15 protein-coding genes are annotated in these 13,288 nt (G+C 68.7%); 4 read left to right on the forward strand and 11 right to left on the reverse strand.

The genetic code is table 11. From position 1 onward, the window contains the following. Positions 1-2: 2 nt before the first annotated feature. A complete protein-coding gene (locus ACOYR3_RS22015; protein ID WP_422844428.1) occupies positions 3-1,475 on the reverse strand; it encodes a PLP-dependent aminotransferase family protein in 1,473 nt (490 codons plus the stop codon). Between the two features lie 80 nt (positions 1,476-1,555). Here ACOYR3_RS22015 and ACOYR3_RS22020 point away from each other — a divergent pair, with 80 nt between their 5' ends. Beyond that, positions 1,556-2,035 carry an OsmC family protein gene (locus tag ACOYR3_RS22020; RefSeq protein WP_422844429.1) on the forward strand — a complete coding sequence of 160 codons (480 nt, stop codon included), beginning with the start codon at positions 1,556-1,558 and terminating at the stop codon, positions 2,033-2,035. A 2-nt stretch (positions 2,036-2,037) separates the two neighbouring features. Next, positions 2,038-2,667 carry an FMN-binding negative transcriptional regulator gene (locus ACOYR3_RS22025; RefSeq protein ID WP_422844430.1) on the forward strand — a complete coding sequence of 210 codons (630 nt, stop codon included), beginning with the start codon at positions 2,038-2,040 and terminating at the stop codon, positions 2,665-2,667. A gap of 268 nt (positions 2,668-2,935) precedes the next feature. Here the strand turns inward: ACOYR3_RS22025 and ACOYR3_RS22030 are convergent, their stop codons facing one another. The 3 genes from ACOYR3_RS22030 to ACOYR3_RS22040 all read right to left on the reverse strand — a co-directional run bounded on the left by ACOYR3_RS22030 (position 2,936) and on the right by ACOYR3_RS22040 (position 4,901). Further along, positions 2,936-4,324 (reverse strand): homoserine dehydrogenase, encoded by a 1,389-nt coding sequence (locus ACOYR3_RS22030; protein ID WP_422844431.1) that lies wholly within the window; start codon positions 4,322-4,324, stop codon positions 2,936-2,938. Positions 4,325-4,443: 119 nt separating this feature from the next. Then, positions 4,444-4,581 (reverse strand): hypothetical protein, encoded by a 138-nt coding sequence (locus tag ACOYR3_RS22035; RefSeq protein WP_422844432.1) that lies wholly within the window; start codon positions 4,579-4,581, stop codon positions 4,444-4,446. 74 nt (positions 4,582-4,655) lie between these two features. Further along, the gene (locus ACOYR3_RS22040) at positions 4,656-4,901 is read right to left on the reverse strand and encodes an ATP-binding protein (RefSeq protein WP_422844433.1); all 246 of its coding nucleotides are present in this window, start codon (positions 4,899-4,901) and stop codon (positions 4,656-4,658) included. 79 nt (positions 4,902-4,980) lie between these two features. Here ACOYR3_RS22040 and ACOYR3_RS22045 point away from each other — a divergent pair, with 79 nt between their 5' ends. Then, on the forward strand, positions 4,981-5,283 hold the full coding sequence (locus tag ACOYR3_RS22045; RefSeq protein WP_422844434.1) for an acylphosphatase: 303 nt from the start codon (positions 4,981-4,983) through the stop codon (positions 5,281-5,283). Between the two features lie 24 nt (positions 5,284-5,307). Here the strand turns inward: ACOYR3_RS22045 and ACOYR3_RS22050 are convergent, their stop codons facing one another. The 3 genes from ACOYR3_RS22050 to ACOYR3_RS22060 all read right to left on the reverse strand — a co-directional run bounded on the left by ACOYR3_RS22050 (position 5,308) and on the right by ACOYR3_RS22060 (position 7,180). Next, entirely contained in the window at positions 5,308-6,102 is a 795-nt protein-coding gene (locus ACOYR3_RS22050; protein WP_422844435.1) for a DUF72 domain-containing protein, read from the reverse strand. Between the two features lie 105 nt (positions 6,103-6,207). Next, on the reverse strand, positions 6,208-6,645 hold the full coding sequence (locus ACOYR3_RS22055; protein WP_422844436.1) for an OsmC family protein: 438 nt from the start codon (positions 6,643-6,645) through the stop codon (positions 6,208-6,210). 133 nt (positions 6,646-6,778) lie between these two features. Beyond that, positions 6,779-7,180 (reverse strand): YkgJ family cysteine cluster protein, encoded by a 402-nt coding sequence (locus ACOYR3_RS22060; protein WP_422844437.1) that lies wholly within the window; start codon positions 7,178-7,180, stop codon positions 6,779-6,781. Between the two features lie 424 nt (positions 7,181-7,604). Here ACOYR3_RS22060 and ACOYR3_RS22065 point away from each other — a divergent pair, with 424 nt between their 5' ends. Further along, on the forward strand, positions 7,605-7,895 hold the full coding sequence (locus ACOYR3_RS22065) for a DUF4148 domain-containing protein (protein ID WP_422844438.1): 291 nt from the start codon (positions 7,605-7,607) through the stop codon (positions 7,893-7,895). A gap of 187 nt (positions 7,896-8,082) precedes the next feature. Here the strand turns inward: ACOYR3_RS22065 and ACOYR3_RS22070 are convergent, their stop codons facing one another. The 4 genes from ACOYR3_RS22070 to ACOYR3_RS22085 all read right to left on the reverse strand — a co-directional run bounded on the left by ACOYR3_RS22070 (position 8,083) and on the right by ACOYR3_RS22085 (position 13,276). After that, positions 8,083-9,789 (reverse strand): FAD-dependent oxidoreductase, encoded by a 1,707-nt coding sequence (locus tag ACOYR3_RS22070; protein ID WP_422844439.1) that lies wholly within the window; start codon positions 9,787-9,789, stop codon positions 8,083-8,085. A gap of 290 nt (positions 9,790-10,079) precedes the next feature. Further along, positions 10,080-11,636 carry a polyamine aminopropyltransferase gene (locus ACOYR3_RS22075; protein WP_422844440.1) on the reverse strand — a complete coding sequence of 519 codons (1,557 nt, stop codon included), beginning with the start codon at positions 11,634-11,636 and terminating at the stop codon, positions 10,080-10,082. Positions 11,637-11,682: 46 nt separating this feature from the next. Next, positions 11,683-12,765, reverse strand: coding sequence for a Fic family protein (locus ACOYR3_RS22080; protein ID WP_422844441.1), 1,083 nt, complete (start codon positions 12,763-12,765; stop codon positions 11,683-11,685). A gap of 289 nt (positions 12,766-13,054) precedes the next feature. Then, entirely contained in the window at positions 13,055-13,276 is a 222-nt protein-coding gene (locus ACOYR3_RS22085) for a DUF350 domain-containing protein (RefSeq protein ID WP_422844442.1), read from the reverse strand. Between the last annotated feature and the right edge of the window lie 12 nt (positions 13,277-13,288).

A 13,288-nucleotide genomic window follows, 5' to 3' on the forward strand; every position in this document is an offset into this window, starting at 1 on the left:
CCCTATCCGGCGCCCTCGCGCCGCGCCAGCGCCCCCACCACCCGCGCCGCAGCGCGGATCTCCTGCGCGCCATACCCTGCATACCCCAGCAGCCACCCCCGCCGGGACGACTGGATGGCGTAGCGCGACAGCGGCGCGAGCATCACGCCCGCCGCCTGGGCGCTGCGGCTGAGGGACTCGTCGTCGCAGCCCGGCGCCACCTCGTGCAGCAGGTGCATGCCGCGGTCGCTGGGCTGCAGGCGCCACGCGCCGTCGCTCGCGTCGGCCAGCGCGTCGATGAGCACCTGCTGGCGCGCCTGGTACAGCTCGCGCATCTGGCGCAGGTGGCGCAGCAGGTGACCTTCGGCAATGAAGCGCGCGAGCACCGCCTGCGAGTCCCCCGGCGCATGCCGGTCGGTGATGGCGCGGGCCATGGCAAAGGCCTGCACCAGCGCCGGCGGCACGACCACGAAGCCCAGCCGCAAGCCCGGGTGCAGCGTCTTGCTGAAGGTGCCCACGTACAGCACGCGCTCCGAGCCCGGCAGGCTGCACAGCGCGGGCACGCGCTGGGCGGCGCCGCCGTACTGGAACTCGCCGTCGTAGTCGTCTTCCACCACCCAGGCGTCGTGCGTGCGCGCCCACTGCAGCAGGGCCTGGCGCCGCGCCAGCCCCATGCCCACGCCCGTGGGGAACTGGTGCGTGGGCGTGACCACGGCCATGCGCGCGCCGGGCCATTGCGCCGCGCCTTCGCCAATGCACAGGCCCTGCGCATCCAGCGCCACGGGCCGGGCCAGCGCGCCTTGGCCCAGCAGGCTGGCGCGGATGCCGGGGTAGCCCGGGTCTTCCACCAGCACCTCGTCGCCCGCGTCCAGCAGCAGCCGCGCGATCAGGTCGATGCCCTGCTGCGAGCCCGAGCAGACCACCACCTGCGCGGCATCGCAGCGGATGCCGCGCGAGGCCCACAGCCACAGCGCGATGGCCTGGCGCAGGTCGGGGTCGCCGGCCGGGTCCAGGTACTGCGCCCGGGCGCTGCGCTGGCGGCCGCTGGCCTGGCGCGCCAGGCGGTCCCACAGCGCAAAGGGAAAGGTGTCCACCTCTGGCGCGCCGATGCGGAACGCGCGCGCCGCCACGTGCGGCGGCCGCCAGCGCGCCGCCGTCTCGGCAATGAGCTGCCCGCGCCGCGACAGCCCGCGCGGCGGCGCCACCAGGCCCTGGGCGGGCGCTGCCGCGACGGCCTGCGACACATAGGTGCCGTCGCCCACCCGCGCCTGCACATAGCCTTCGGCCTGCAGGCGCTGCACGGCCCACAGCACCGTGTTGCGCGCCACGCCCAGGCTGGCCGCGTGCTCGCGCGAGGGCGGCAGGCGGGTGCCGGCGGGCAGGCGGCCCTGCTCGATGGCGCCGCGCAATTGCTCGTACACCTGCTGGCGCAGCAGGCCGGGGGCCGCGGCGGGGGCGCGGCGCATTCGCTGGCTATTGGCTCTGGCTGCCGGCATGAATTGGTTCCTTCGACGCGGCACCGCCGCCCTAGACTGAAGAACCATTGTAGAAAGACCTTCCTGGAAAGACCTTCCCCATGGCCAAGCACACCGCCACCATCACCTGGACCCGTGGCACCGACGACTTTCTGGACAAGCGCTACCACCGCGCCCACACCTGGCAGTTCGATGGCGGCGCCGTCGTGCCCGCCTCGTCGTCGCCCCACGTGGTGCCGCTGCCGTATTCCGACGCGGCGGCCGTGGACCCCGAGGAGGCCTATGTGGCCGCGCTGTCGAGCTGCCACATGCTGTGGTTCATGGACTTCGCCAGCCGCGCGGGCTTTCGGCTCGACCGCTATGCCGACGCGGCCGTGGGCACCATGGACCGCAACGCCGAGGGGCAGCTCATCGTCAGCCATGTGCAGTTGCGGCCCGTGACGCGCTTTGATGCGGCCCACGCGCCCAGCGCCGAGCAGCTGGACGACCTGCACCACCGCGCACACGCCGCGTGCTTTCTGGCCAACTCGGTCAAGACGCAGATCGACTGCGCGCCCGTGCTGGAAGTGGAGGGTGCCTGACCATGGCCAACGCCAACCGGCAGTTCCACGTGACCGAGGCCGCCACGCTGCACGCGCTGGTGCGTGCGCAGCCCCTGGCCACGCTGGTGGTCGCGCAGGGCGGTGCACTGCACGCCAACCACATCCCGCTGTACCTGGACCCGGCTCGCGGCCCGCACGGCACGCTGATCGGCCACGTGGCCCGCGCCAACGGCCTGTGGCCACTGCTGCCGCAAACAGCGGTGGCGGTGTTCCACGGGCCGCAGGCCTATGTGTCGCCGTCGTGGTACCCGTCCAAGGCCGTCGATGGCAAGCAGGTGCCCACCTGGAACTACGCCGCCGTGCACGCCCATGGCACCCTGGCCGCCATGGACGACCCGGCGCGGCTGCGCAGCCTTCTGCACACCCTGAGCGAGCAGCACGAGGCGCACCGCCCCGCGCCCTGGCGCATCGACGACGCGCCACCCGACTACATCGACAAGCTGCTGCGCGCCATCGTGGGCATTGAGCTGGCCGTGGAGCGCTGGGAGGGCATCTGGAAGGTAAGCCAAAACCGCACCGATGCGGACCGCGCGGGCGTGGTGCAAGGCTTGCTGGCAGAGGGCACACCCGCGGCCGCTGACATGGCGGTGCTGGTGGGGGTGCCGAGGTGATACCCAGCGCTTTTGCTATCTTTACCATAGCTTCCAGCGCTTGATGAATAAGCGCTGCGGCCGGTTTTTACCCGGATGGTAGGTCGGATTAGCCCGCAAGGGCGCAACCCGACGTTCGGCGGGCACGCGGCGGTGGTGTCGGGTTACGCTGCGCTAACCCGACCTACGGGCTGCGGCCTTGCACATCCCATCCCATCCGTTCGGGCTGATCCTGTCGAAGCCCTGCACAACGCTTCCACAGGCTCCGCGTGAACGGGCCTTGCGCCCGTCACCCCTCCAGCGTTTCCACCCGCAGCGCCACCACCGGCCCCGCCACCGCCGGGTGCCCGGCCAGCGCATGCGCCGCCAAGTCCACCGTGGCTTGCGTGACCGCATCGGTCAGCACCAGCACCTGGGGGCCTGCGTTGGCGCCGGCCGACTTCTCGCACGCCAGCTCCATGCGCGCCACCGGCACCTGCTGGGCCGCCAGCCATGCGCCCACGGCCGCGACCTGCTGCGCGCTGTGCACCGGCACGCGCAGGTAGTGGCGCGTGCGCACGGCGGCGCGGGGCAGGACGGCCAGGCCGTCATTGACCGCGCCGGCGTGAAAGCCCAGGTGCGGCACGCGCTGCGCGGCGCGGGTGCCGTCCAGCCGCGCCATGTCCACCAGGTCGGCAATCACGGCCGAGGCGGTGGGCTCCGAACCCGCGCCCGCGCCGTAGTACATCGTCACGCCCGACGCATCACCCTTCACCATCACGGCGTTCATGGAGCCGTTCACCTGCGCCAGCAGGTGCGTGGCGGGCACCAGCGCGGGCTGCACGCGCAGCTCCACGCCGTCCACGTCGCCCTCCTTGCGCCGCTTGGCCACGCCCAGCAGCTTGATGCGATAGCCCAGCTGCTCCGCGCAGGCCACGTCCACGCCCTGCAGCGCGGTGATGCCCTCCACCTGCGCATCGGCAAAGCGCACGGGCATGCCGAAGGCGTTGGCGGCCAGCAGCGTGATCTTGTGCGCGGCGTCGATGCCCTCGATGTCAAACGTCGGATCGGCCTCGGCATAGCCCAGCGCCTGGGCCTGGGCCAGCGCCTCGGCAAAGCCCAGGCCCTCGTCGCGCATCTTGCTCAGGATGAAATTGGTGGTGCCGTTGATGATGCCGGCCACCCATTCGATGCGGTTGGCCGTGAGGCCCTCGCGCAGCGCCTTCACGATGGGGATGCTCACCGCTACCGCGCCCTCGTACGCCACGGCCACGCCGTGCTGGCGCGCGGCGGCAAAGATCTCGTTGCCGTGCGTGGCCAGCAGCGCCTTGTTGGCCGTGACCACGTGCTTGCCCGCGCGGATGGCGGCCAGCACCCAGTCGCGCGCCGGGCCGGTGCCGCCCGCGGCCTCCACCAGCACGTCCACATCGGGGTGCGTGGCCACCTGCATCGGGTCGTTGGTCAGGGCCACGTCCGTGCCCACCACGCCCATGGCGCGGGCCAGGCTGCGGGCGCAGACAACCACCATCTTGATGCCCCGGCCCGCGCGGCCCGCGATCTCGGCCTGGTTGCGCGCCAGCACCCGGAAGGTGCCCGCGCCCACGGTGCCAATGCCGATCATGCCCACGCGCAGGGGGCGTGGTGCTGCGGCGGCAGGCAACGAGAGGGCTTCGAGGGACTGGACGGGATCGCGGTACATGGACTTCTCCGGCTGACGAAAACAAAAAAACCCAGCTGCCAGAGCTGGGTTTCGTGCATTCGTCTTGGGGAGAAGAGAGCGATCACCAGGTGGCTGCCGAAACGGCCACCTGCGCGTGCTCAGGTGGCCGCGGTGGTAATGGTGGTAATCATTCGTGCACCCATTGCCCGGTTCGCCCGCGTGAACGCAGACGGCATCATGCCCATGCCTTGGAAGGCAGCGGCGCGTGCGTTGAAGGGGATGGTGGTGTACGGCATGAAGGGGCCAGTGTACCGGATGCAGGCCGGGGGCCGTCAACCCCGCCGCTCTGGGGCCCTGCGGCGCAACGGCCTCACGGCGCCGCGGTGGCAGCCACCCGCACCATCTGGATCGCATCGAACGGGCACCGCACCGCGCACAGCGCACACCCCGTGCAGCCGGGCGCATCGTGCAGCGTGGAGCGCTTGGGGCCCCATGCGCCGCCGCCCTGCACCTGCAGCGACAGCACATGCGGCGGGCACACCGCCACGCACCAGCCGCAGCCGGTGCAGCGCTGGGGGTCGATGGAGGGCAGGGCCTTGCGGGCGGGGGTGGTCATGGCGCGGCGTGTGGTGGCCAGTGTGCCGCTGGAACGTGCACGCCACAAGGCACGCTACGAGGCGCGCTACAGTGCCCCCATGAACGCAGCACCGAATTCCACCGTCACCCGCCATCTGTTGATCACCGGCCATGTGCAGGGCGTGGGCTACCGCGCGTCCATGGTCCAGGCCGCCGAGCGCCTGGGTGTGACGGGCTGGGTGCGCAACCGCGAGGACGGCCGGGTGGAAGCCTGCGCCTGGGGGCCCGACCAGGCCGTGCAAGCACTCATCGACTGGGCCCACCAGGGGCCCGCGCGTGCGCGGGTGGAACGCGTGGTGGTGGGCAATGTGCCCGACGGCGGCGAGGCCCCGCAGGGCTTCGCGCAGCGCGCAACGGCGTAGTGCCCGGCTGCCCTGTTGCTGCGGTTACGCGCCCAGGCCCAGCTGCCGCAGCAGTTCCATCGCCCCTGCGGGCGCACGCTCTTTTGCGCCGTTGATGAAGTACACGAACACATCGCGTGGCCGCTCGCCATGGGTCCACGCGCGCACGCCCTCGGCCCACTGCGCAATGGCTTCGGGGGTATAGCCCGTGGGCACCTCGCTGCGGCCGCGCATCAGCCGCAGGTAGGCAAAGTCCGCCTCTGCGTCGGCGATGGCCGGAAACTTCTCGGAGTCGGTGTGCACGGGCACGCAACCGTAGCGGCGCGCCAGGGCCAGGAACTGCGGCGTGGCAAAGCTCGGGTGGCGCACGTCCAGCGCATGGCGCAGCCGGCAGCCGCCCACCTGCGGCGGCAACAGGGCCAGAAATGCCTCGAAATCCGCGGGCTCGAACACCTTGCTGGGCATGAACTGCCACACGATGGGGCCGAGCTTGTCCTTGAGCTCGGTGATGCCGCTTTCCACAAACCGCTTGATCGAATCGCCCGCCTCCGCCAGCACCCGCCGGTGCGTGGCGAAGCGGTTGGCCTTGAGCGAGAACAGGAACCCCTCGGGCGTCTCGCCGTGCCACTTGGCAAAGGTGGGCGGTTTGAACGTGCTGTAGTAGGTGCCGTTGATCTCGATGGCCGTGAGCTGGCGGCTGGCGTAGTGCAGCTCCTTGCTGTGCGCCAGGCACACCGGATAGAAGTTGCCGCGCCAGGGCTCGAAGGTCCAGCCGCCGATGCCCACGCGGATGCGGGGGTGGCGGGGCGGCGTGTCATGCGGTGAGAGGCGGTCTTCCACGGCGTGTCTCCCTGGACGTTGGGGCGTGGCGCGCACTGTAGCAACCTGCGGTGGCAACCCGCGGCAGCCAGCGCGTGCGAGGCTCCCACGGCTTGCCCCCGCAGGCTACTTCACCAGCGTCGCGGCCAGCGTGATCTCGGGCACCGCGGCCAGTGCCTTCGACAACGGGCAGTTGGCCTTGGCATCGGCCGCCAGCTTCTGGAATGCGTCCTCGTCCAGCCCCGGCACCTTGGCATTCAGCGTGAGTGCAATGCGGTCGATGACAAAGCCGTCGCCGTCCTGGGACAAGCGCACGCTGGCCGTGGTGTCCACGCTCTCGGTCTTGAACCCCTGCTTGTCCGCCGCAAACGAAAACGCCATGGTGAAGCAGGCCGCATGCGCCGCGCCCAGGATCTCCTCGGGGTTGGTGCCCTTGCGATCGTCGCCAAAGCGGCTGGCAAAGCCATACGGGTACCTGTCCAGCGCGCGGGTCTCGGTGCTGACCTGGCCCTGGCCGGCCTTGCCGGCGCCTTCCCAGTGAACGCTGGCTTTCTTTTCGGACATGGTGGCTCCTTGGGGGGTGATGGATGAAGTGGGGATGGAACGGCCCCGCATCACACCACGCAGCACCGGCCCCGCGTGTGGGACAGCAGCGCAAACCGCTGTCCGCCGCCCTTTTACCTTTTGACTCGAAGGCTCAGCGCCCGCGCGCGCCGTAGGCGCAATACCCCGGCTTGGGGCTTTTCTTCTGCGGGTGCAGGCGGCAGGTTTCCGGCCGCTGGTCGTACACCGTGCACAGCCGCGTCTTCGGGTCGAGAAAGTTGCAGTCCCCATCAGCACGCCGCGCCATCGTGAACACCACATTCTTGTGGTTGAAGTGGTCGATCAGCCGCGCCTTCTGCAGGCGCTTGGCGATGTGGCGGGGCTCCTCGTGCTCGGCCTCGAACGCATCCACCAGCCCCAGCCGCACCAGGTCGGAAAGCTGCACCTCCAGCGGCATCGTGCAGCAGTTGGCCGCGCAGGTGCCGCACAGGCCCGCGCGGTAGCGGGTCCAGGTGTCCAGGCGGTCTACGTCAACGATGGCAATGGGGGAACGCATGGGTTGGAAGTGTGGCAATGGGGGTTCGCTTCTGTGCGTAGACAGGCTCCCCAGGAGGGGTTCAATGGACGCAGGCCCAACCACTATTTTCTTCCACCCCGGCAAGCACGGCACGGTGTCTGCGGTTACAGCTCCTGTTCCAGCCGCCCCTTTGTGCCCTAGCCTGTGCCGGGCCCTCGTGCCGGCTGCGCAGAGAGCGGCGGCGCCCGATCGCGCCGGGTTGCCTTGCCGGGGCCACCGCCCTATCACTTTAATTATTCCTAAAACTGAAATAGTTAGTTCGTGACCAGGTGGTTTTTCCCTGAACCCCCTCGGCGTACAGTTCATCCCATCGATGAGCCGAACCCGCAAGGCGACTCACCGAACCCGGTTCAAGAATGGTTCTTGCACCGGCTTTTCTGAGACGCTTAACTAGGAATCCATCATGAACAAGACCGCACGTATCCTCTCCATCGCTGCCGTGGCCGCTTTCGCTTCCTTCGGCGCCCAGGCCGACGAAGCCGACGCTTCGCAATTCGCCACGCAGTTCCAGACCAACCGCACCCGCGCTGAAGTGGCTTCCGAAGCCGCCACGGTGGCTGCTACCCGCAGCCAAGAGCCCGCAGGCTCCCGCGTGGTGACCTACAAGAGCACGGCCGACCGCGCTGCCGTGCGCGCCCAGGCTGCCGAAGCCCTGCGCACCGGCAAGATCCCTTCGGGCGAATTCAGCATGTAATTGCAACGGTTGCGGGCCTTGCCCATGGTGGCGACATCGGTGGCATGTCGCAGGTGCCGCTGCCATGGGCAAGTGTTTTGCCGCACCGGAGCACACGATGCTTCCCCTCGAAAAGGGCTCCCCCACGGGAGCCCTTTTTTTGCTGGGCCGTAGCGCCTTGTGGGGGAAGGCGGCGGCCGCGCGGGGTTCAGCCGGCGGCGACCAGGCCCGCGCCATGCCCGCGGGTGAAGGCTTCCTCGAACACCGAATAGCCGGACCAGTCGCTGTGCGCAAACGCCAGGCGCGCGGTGGCGGGTGTTGGAATCCAGGGCGCACGCTCTGCATTTGATAGCTGCTTGCGCTTAACAGTCGGACGCTGCAGGCCGATTTGACTGAAAAACCCCAGCAGCCCCGGCGTGGGGATGGCCATGGCGTGGCCGTAGCGGGTGATCTCCACGCGGGTGGTGCGCTGGCGCAGGTCGGGATGCGGCACCGCCAGGGCGGCCAGCGCCACGTCGGCCCAACGCTGCCAGGGGGCGGTGGCCAGCTGCTGGCGGCCGTCGGCCACATCGCCCAGCGCCTGGTAATAGGTCAGCACCGTGGGCCCGGCCAGGGAGGCCCGCGTGTCCAGGCGCTGGTGGCCGGCGTTCACGTAGCCCAGGCCGCCGGGGTTGGGGTCGGCGTACAGCACGTTGTCCCAGGCAGGCGCGGCGCCCGGCCGGTCGGTGAGGGGGCTGGCGAGGTGCAGGTTGGCCACCAGCCAGGGGGCCGAGTGCAGGCGCCGTGCCGCCTCGGCCAGGAAAGCGGGCGGATTCTGCACCACGCGCGCGGCCAGCAGCACCGGCAGTGCCACCACGCAGCGCGGCGCCTGCCAGCGCTCCACGCTGTCGGTGGCGTGGTTGAAGGCATCCACTTCCACGCCGTGGCGGCCCTCGGCAATGCGCAGCACGCTGGTGGCGGTGCGCAGCTGGCCGCCACCTTGGGCATCGTCCCGCAGGGGTGCAGCCAGTCGCTGGGTGAGCCAGCCGTTGCCCTCGGGCCAGGTGAGCACGCTTTCACGCGGCTCGTCCGGTGCGTCGCCCGGCGCATGGAAGCCATGGCGGCTGGCAAAGTAGTGAATGCCCGCCCAGGCCGACACGCGCGCCATGCCGGCGCCGTAGTCGTCGCGGCAGCAGTAGTCCAGATACCACAGCAGGTACGCGTCATCAAAGCCCTGCTGCTGCAGCCATGCCGCAAACGGCAGCGCGTCCAGCGCCAGGTGCGACGGCGCCAGCGGCTTGCCCGGGCCCAGCGTTCGCAGCATGGGCATGCGAAAGCGCGCCGCCTGCGCCGCCGTGTCCACCGCCTGGCTGAAACGGCGGTACTGGGCCACCGTGGTGTCCGGCACGCCCTGCAGGGGCAGCAGCCCGTCCTGCCATTCGCCGTGCAGGAACAGCCGCTCCTGCGGGCTGTGGCACAGGTGGCGCTCGTCGTACTGCCAGCGCCCGGCCACGCGCTGGCGCAGGCCCAGCTCTTCCAGCAGGTCCTGCACCTCGCGCGCATCGTCGCCCGGCACGGGCAGGTAGTGCGCGCCCAGGGGGCAGCGAATGCCCTCCACCGCGCCGCCGCGGCTGTTGCCGCCGGCCGTGTCTTCCAGCTCCAGCAGCGCAAAGTCGTCCACCCCCGCCAGCCGCAGCGACCGCGCCGCCGCCAGCCCCGCCACGCCGCCGCCCGCGATGATGACCTGCGCGCGGCGCACCACGGAGGGCTCGGGCCAGGCGCCCTTCTTGAGCCGGTCGCGCAGCGCATGGCCACGCTCCATGTCGATGCCCGCAAAGCCGCCCTGCAATGTGCGCGGGGCGTCGTCACAGCCCGGCAGCAGCGCAGTGGCCGCGGCCCTGGCTGCAGCGGTGGCGAGGAAGTGGCGGCGGTGCATAGATAGCGTCAGTGCTGTTCAGTCAGATCAGGTATCGCTGGTCGGGATCTGCGGTCGCTCATCATCCAATACCGTTCGGGCTGAGCCTGTCGAAGCCTTGCGCAGCGCTTCGACAGGCTCAGCGTGAACGGTTTTTGGCGTCTACGGGCACAGGCATGAAGCCCCATGGCGTCCATGGCTCGTCGATACAGGCGCGCCCCCAAGACCAGTGCACCCGCGGAACTGGCTCCGCCAGGCCGCCGGGTGCGTCCCCCTCCGGGGGAAGCCGCGAAGCGGCTCAGGGGGGACACCTAGTGCCGCCCCCACTCGCGCTCGTAGGTGTGCACAAGCGCCTGGTTCGACAGCCGGTTCACCTCGGCCGGCACCCGCGCCATGTCGCGCGGAAAGTCGAACAGCAGCGGCAGCGAGCCCACGTCCAGAAAGCGCAGTCCTTCGGGCAGCTTCTCGGGCACGCGCCAGGGGCGGTGGCTGGCGATGATGTAGCCCCATTCGCCAAAGCTGGGCACATGGGCATGGTAGGGCGCCGTGTGCAAGCCCACCGATTCAATCGTCTGCGCCACCGTCCAGAAGCTCTGGCGCGCCACCAGCGGCGAGGTGGTCTGCACCACGGCGTAGCCGCTGGCCGACAGGTTCTTGTCCAGCAGGGCGTAAATACTGTTGGTGTAGAGCTTGCCGATGGAAAAATTCGTCGGGTCCGGAAAGTCCACCACGATCACGTCATACGGCTGTGCACCCGCTTGCTCCTGCTGCGCCTGCAGCCAGCCAAAGGCATCGGTGTTGACGATCTTCACGCGCGGGTCGCTCAGCGCGTGGCCGTTGAGCTGCGCGAGCGTGGGGTTCTCGGTGAACAGGCGGGTCATGGCCGGGTCCAGCTCCACCAGCGTGACCGATGTGACCGACGGGTATTTGAGGATCTCGCGCACCGCCATGCCGTCGCCGCCACCCAGCACGGCCACGCGCTGGGGCGCGCCGTGCGCCGCCATCGCCGGGTGCACCAGCGCCTCGTGGTAGCGGTACTCGTCGGACTCGGCAAACTGCAGGTTGCCGTTCAAGAACAGCCGGTGCCCCAGCCGCCCGCGCGTGACCACGATGCGCTGGTAAGGCGACGCCGCAGTGAACACCACACGGTCTTGGTAAAACTTGTCTTCGGCCACCGTGGTGATGTGCTCCGCGCCCGCCAGGCCCGCCACCAGCGCGCCCAGCACCAGCACGCAGGCCAGCACATGCGCGCGCAGACGCCGCAGCTCGTGCCGGAACAGCCACACCGCCCACAGCGCCACGGCGCCGTTCATCAGCCCGAACACCAGCCCCGTGCGGATGAGCCCCAGGTGCGGCACCAGCAGCAGCGGAAACGCCAGCGACACCGCCAGCGCGCCCAGGTAGTCGAACGTGAGCACCTGCGACACCAGGTCCTTGAGCGCCACATTGCGCTTGAGGATGCGCATGACCAGCGGAATCTCCAGCCCCACCAGCGTGCCCACCCCCAGCACCATGGCGTACAGCAAGAAGCGGAAGGCGCCCGGCACGTACGCATTGGCCAGGAACAGCACGGCCGGCATCGCGCCGCCCACCAGCGCCACCAGCAGCTCGATGCGCAGGAAGTGCGCGGGCAGCTGCCGCTCGAAGTACCGCGACAGCCAAGAGCCCACGCCCATGGCGAACAGGTACGTGCCGATGATGGTGCTGAACTGCAGCACCGAATCGCCCAGCACGTAGGAGGCCAGCGCCCCCGCCGCCAGCTCGTACAGCAGGCCGCACGCGGCCACGACGAAGACGCTGGCGAGCAGGGCGATGTCGATGGGGCGGGGGGCGGAGGGGGCCGAGGAAGAGGTCGTCGCCACGGTCATGCCGTTCCCTCGTGTCCCAGCACTTCGTGTTTTCGCTGGTCTGCGGTCATGATCCTGCCTCGGCGGAGCCCAGCAAGATGGCGCTGAGGGCCTGGTTGACGTAATAGTTGCCGCGCCCGATTTTTTGCTTCTGTACGAACCCTGTAGCCGCCAACGCATCGAGATACTTGGTGGCCGTGAGTCGGGAAACCTGCAGATCGCGTTGCAGGAAGTCGATCTTGGTGTAGGGGTGCGTGAACAGGTTGTTGATCAAGTCCTGGCTGTAGAACTTGTGCTCTGCCCGGATCCGGTGTTTGTAGTCAAACAACGCTGTCTTGATGGCATGGATGGTGGACAGGGTGTGGGCGGCGGTTTGCTCCACAGCCTCCAGCATGTAGAGCACCCATTCCTCCCACCTGTCCTCATCGCGGACGGATTGGAGCAGCCGGTAATAGTCGGCCTTGGTGCGCACGATGTGCTTGCTCAGGTACAGCACCGGAATGTCCAGCAGCCCCTCTTTCACCAGATACAGCACATTCACGATGCGCCCGGTGCGGCCGTTGCCATCGTAGAACGGGTGGATGCTCTCGAACTGGTGGTGTGCCAGCGCCATCTTGATCAGCGGGTCCACCGCCAGCGCATCCGGGTCGTTCAAGAACCGCTCCAGGTCCCGCATCAGCGCCACGATCTCAGCCGGGTCTTGCGGCGGCGTGTAGACCGTGTGCCCTGCCCCGTCTTTCAGCGCCGTGCCCGGCAGCTTTCTGAAACCGGCGTTGTTGCGTTCCAGCTCGCCCTGGACCTGGATGATGTGGTTGGCCGTAAGCAGTCCGCTGGCCCGCACCTGCTCAAACCCCACCCGCAGCGCCTGGCGGTAGCGCAGAACCTCCTTGGCGGCCGGGTTGGCGAAGGCCTCCGGCAACACATCGTCCTTGAACAGCTCGTCGTGTGTGGTGACGATGTTTTCGATCTCCGAGCTGTCCTTGGCCTCCTGCAAACCCAGCGTATTGATCAGGATGCCCTGGTTGGGAATGGAAGCCGCAATGCCCTTGAGTTCGGCCAGCCTGCGGCTGCTGCTGGCCAGCTTTTTCAGGATGGCGGGGGTGTCGAAGCGGGCGGCGTCCAACTGATGGAGCGGCGGAAGCAAGGGCATGGTGACGTTATGACTGGCTTTGACGTGTATAGAAATATTGGTTTTCTATACATGTTAGCCAGCATGTGTATAGAAAATTCGATTTTTTATACACATGCTCGTGTCACACGGTTGTGCAAGCTGAGGGATCAATGAATCTTCCGCTACGACCGGGATTACCCTGCCAGCTTGCCGCTGAAAGGGATTTTGAAGGCGGTGTCCATCGCGGAAATGGAAGCGGGCTGCGCGACCCGTGCTGGGGGCAGCCCTCGATACAGCAAGGGCCCACGCAGGGGTGGGGCCTCGCTGGTCAATGAATCGCCGCCGCCACGATGATGCTGATGCCCAGGCACATCGCGGCCACGACCAGGGCCAGGGCCTGGTTCTGCTTTTCGACGATTTCGCGCCACAGGTCATACGGCGTGATCTTGTCGACGATGACAAAGCACAGCCAGAAGATGACGACGCCGATCACGGCGTACAGGATGGAACCGAGGAACGCTGCGGGCTTGAGCCATTCGATGCCGATCATGTTCTATCTCCT

The sequence above is a fragment of the Acidovorax sp. M2(2025) genome (assembly GCF_049330835.1).
Classification (GTDB): domain Bacteria; phylum Pseudomonadota; class Gammaproteobacteria; order Burkholderiales; family Burkholderiaceae_C; genus Acidovorax.

Excerpts from the sequence above, each read along its gene's own strand:
- ACOYR3_RS22015 (WP_422844428.1), bottom strand. The coding sequence starts at position 1,475 with ATGCCGGCAGCCAGAGCCAATAGCCAGCGAATGCGCCGCGCCCCCGCC.
- ACOYR3_RS22020 (WP_422844429.1), top strand. The coding sequence starts at position 1,556 with ATGGCCAAGCACACCGCCACCATCACCTGGACCCGTGGCACCGACGAC.
- ACOYR3_RS22025 (WP_422844430.1), top strand. The coding sequence starts at position 2,038 with ATGGCCAACGCCAACCGGCAGTTCCACGTGACCGAGGCCGCCACGCTG.
- ACOYR3_RS22030 (WP_422844431.1), bottom strand. The coding sequence starts at position 4,324 with ATGTACCGCGATCCCGTCCAGTCCCTCGAAGCCCTCTCGTTGCCTGCC.
- ACOYR3_RS22035 (WP_422844432.1), bottom strand. The coding sequence starts at position 4,581 with ATGCCGTACACCACCATCCCCTTCAACGCACGCGCCGCTGCCTTCCAA.
- ACOYR3_RS22040 (WP_422844433.1), bottom strand. The coding sequence starts at position 4,901 with ATGACCACCCCCGCCCGCAAGGCCCTGCCCTCCATCGACCCCCAGCGC.
- ACOYR3_RS22045 (WP_422844434.1), top strand. The coding sequence starts at position 4,981 with ATGAACGCAGCACCGAATTCCACCGTCACCCGCCATCTGTTGATCACC.
- ACOYR3_RS22055 (WP_422844436.1), bottom strand. The coding sequence starts at position 6,645 with ATGTCCGAAAAGAAAGCCAGCGTTCACTGGGAAGGCGCCGGCAAGGCC.
- ACOYR3_RS22060 (WP_422844437.1), bottom strand. The coding sequence starts at position 7,180 with ATGCGTTCCCCCATTGCCATCGTTGACGTAGACCGCCTGGACACCTGG.
- ACOYR3_RS22065 (WP_422844438.1), top strand. The coding sequence starts at position 7,605 with ATGAACAAGACCGCACGTATCCTCTCCATCGCTGCCGTGGCCGCTTTC.
- ACOYR3_RS22070 (WP_422844439.1), bottom strand. The coding sequence starts at position 9,789 with ATGCACCGCCGCCACTTCCTCGCCACCGCTGCAGCCAGGGCCGCGGCC.
- ACOYR3_RS22075 (WP_422844440.1), bottom strand. The coding sequence starts at position 11,636 with ATGACCGTGGCGACGACCTCTTCCTCGGCCCCCTCCGCCCCCCGCCCC.
- ACOYR3_RS22080 (WP_422844441.1), bottom strand. The coding sequence starts at position 12,765 with ATGCCCTTGCTTCCGCCGCTCCATCAGTTGGACGCCGCCCGCTTCGAC.
- ACOYR3_RS22085 (WP_422844442.1), bottom strand. The coding sequence starts at position 13,276 with ATGATCGGCATCGAATGGCTCAAGCCCGCAGCGTTCCTCGGTTCCATC.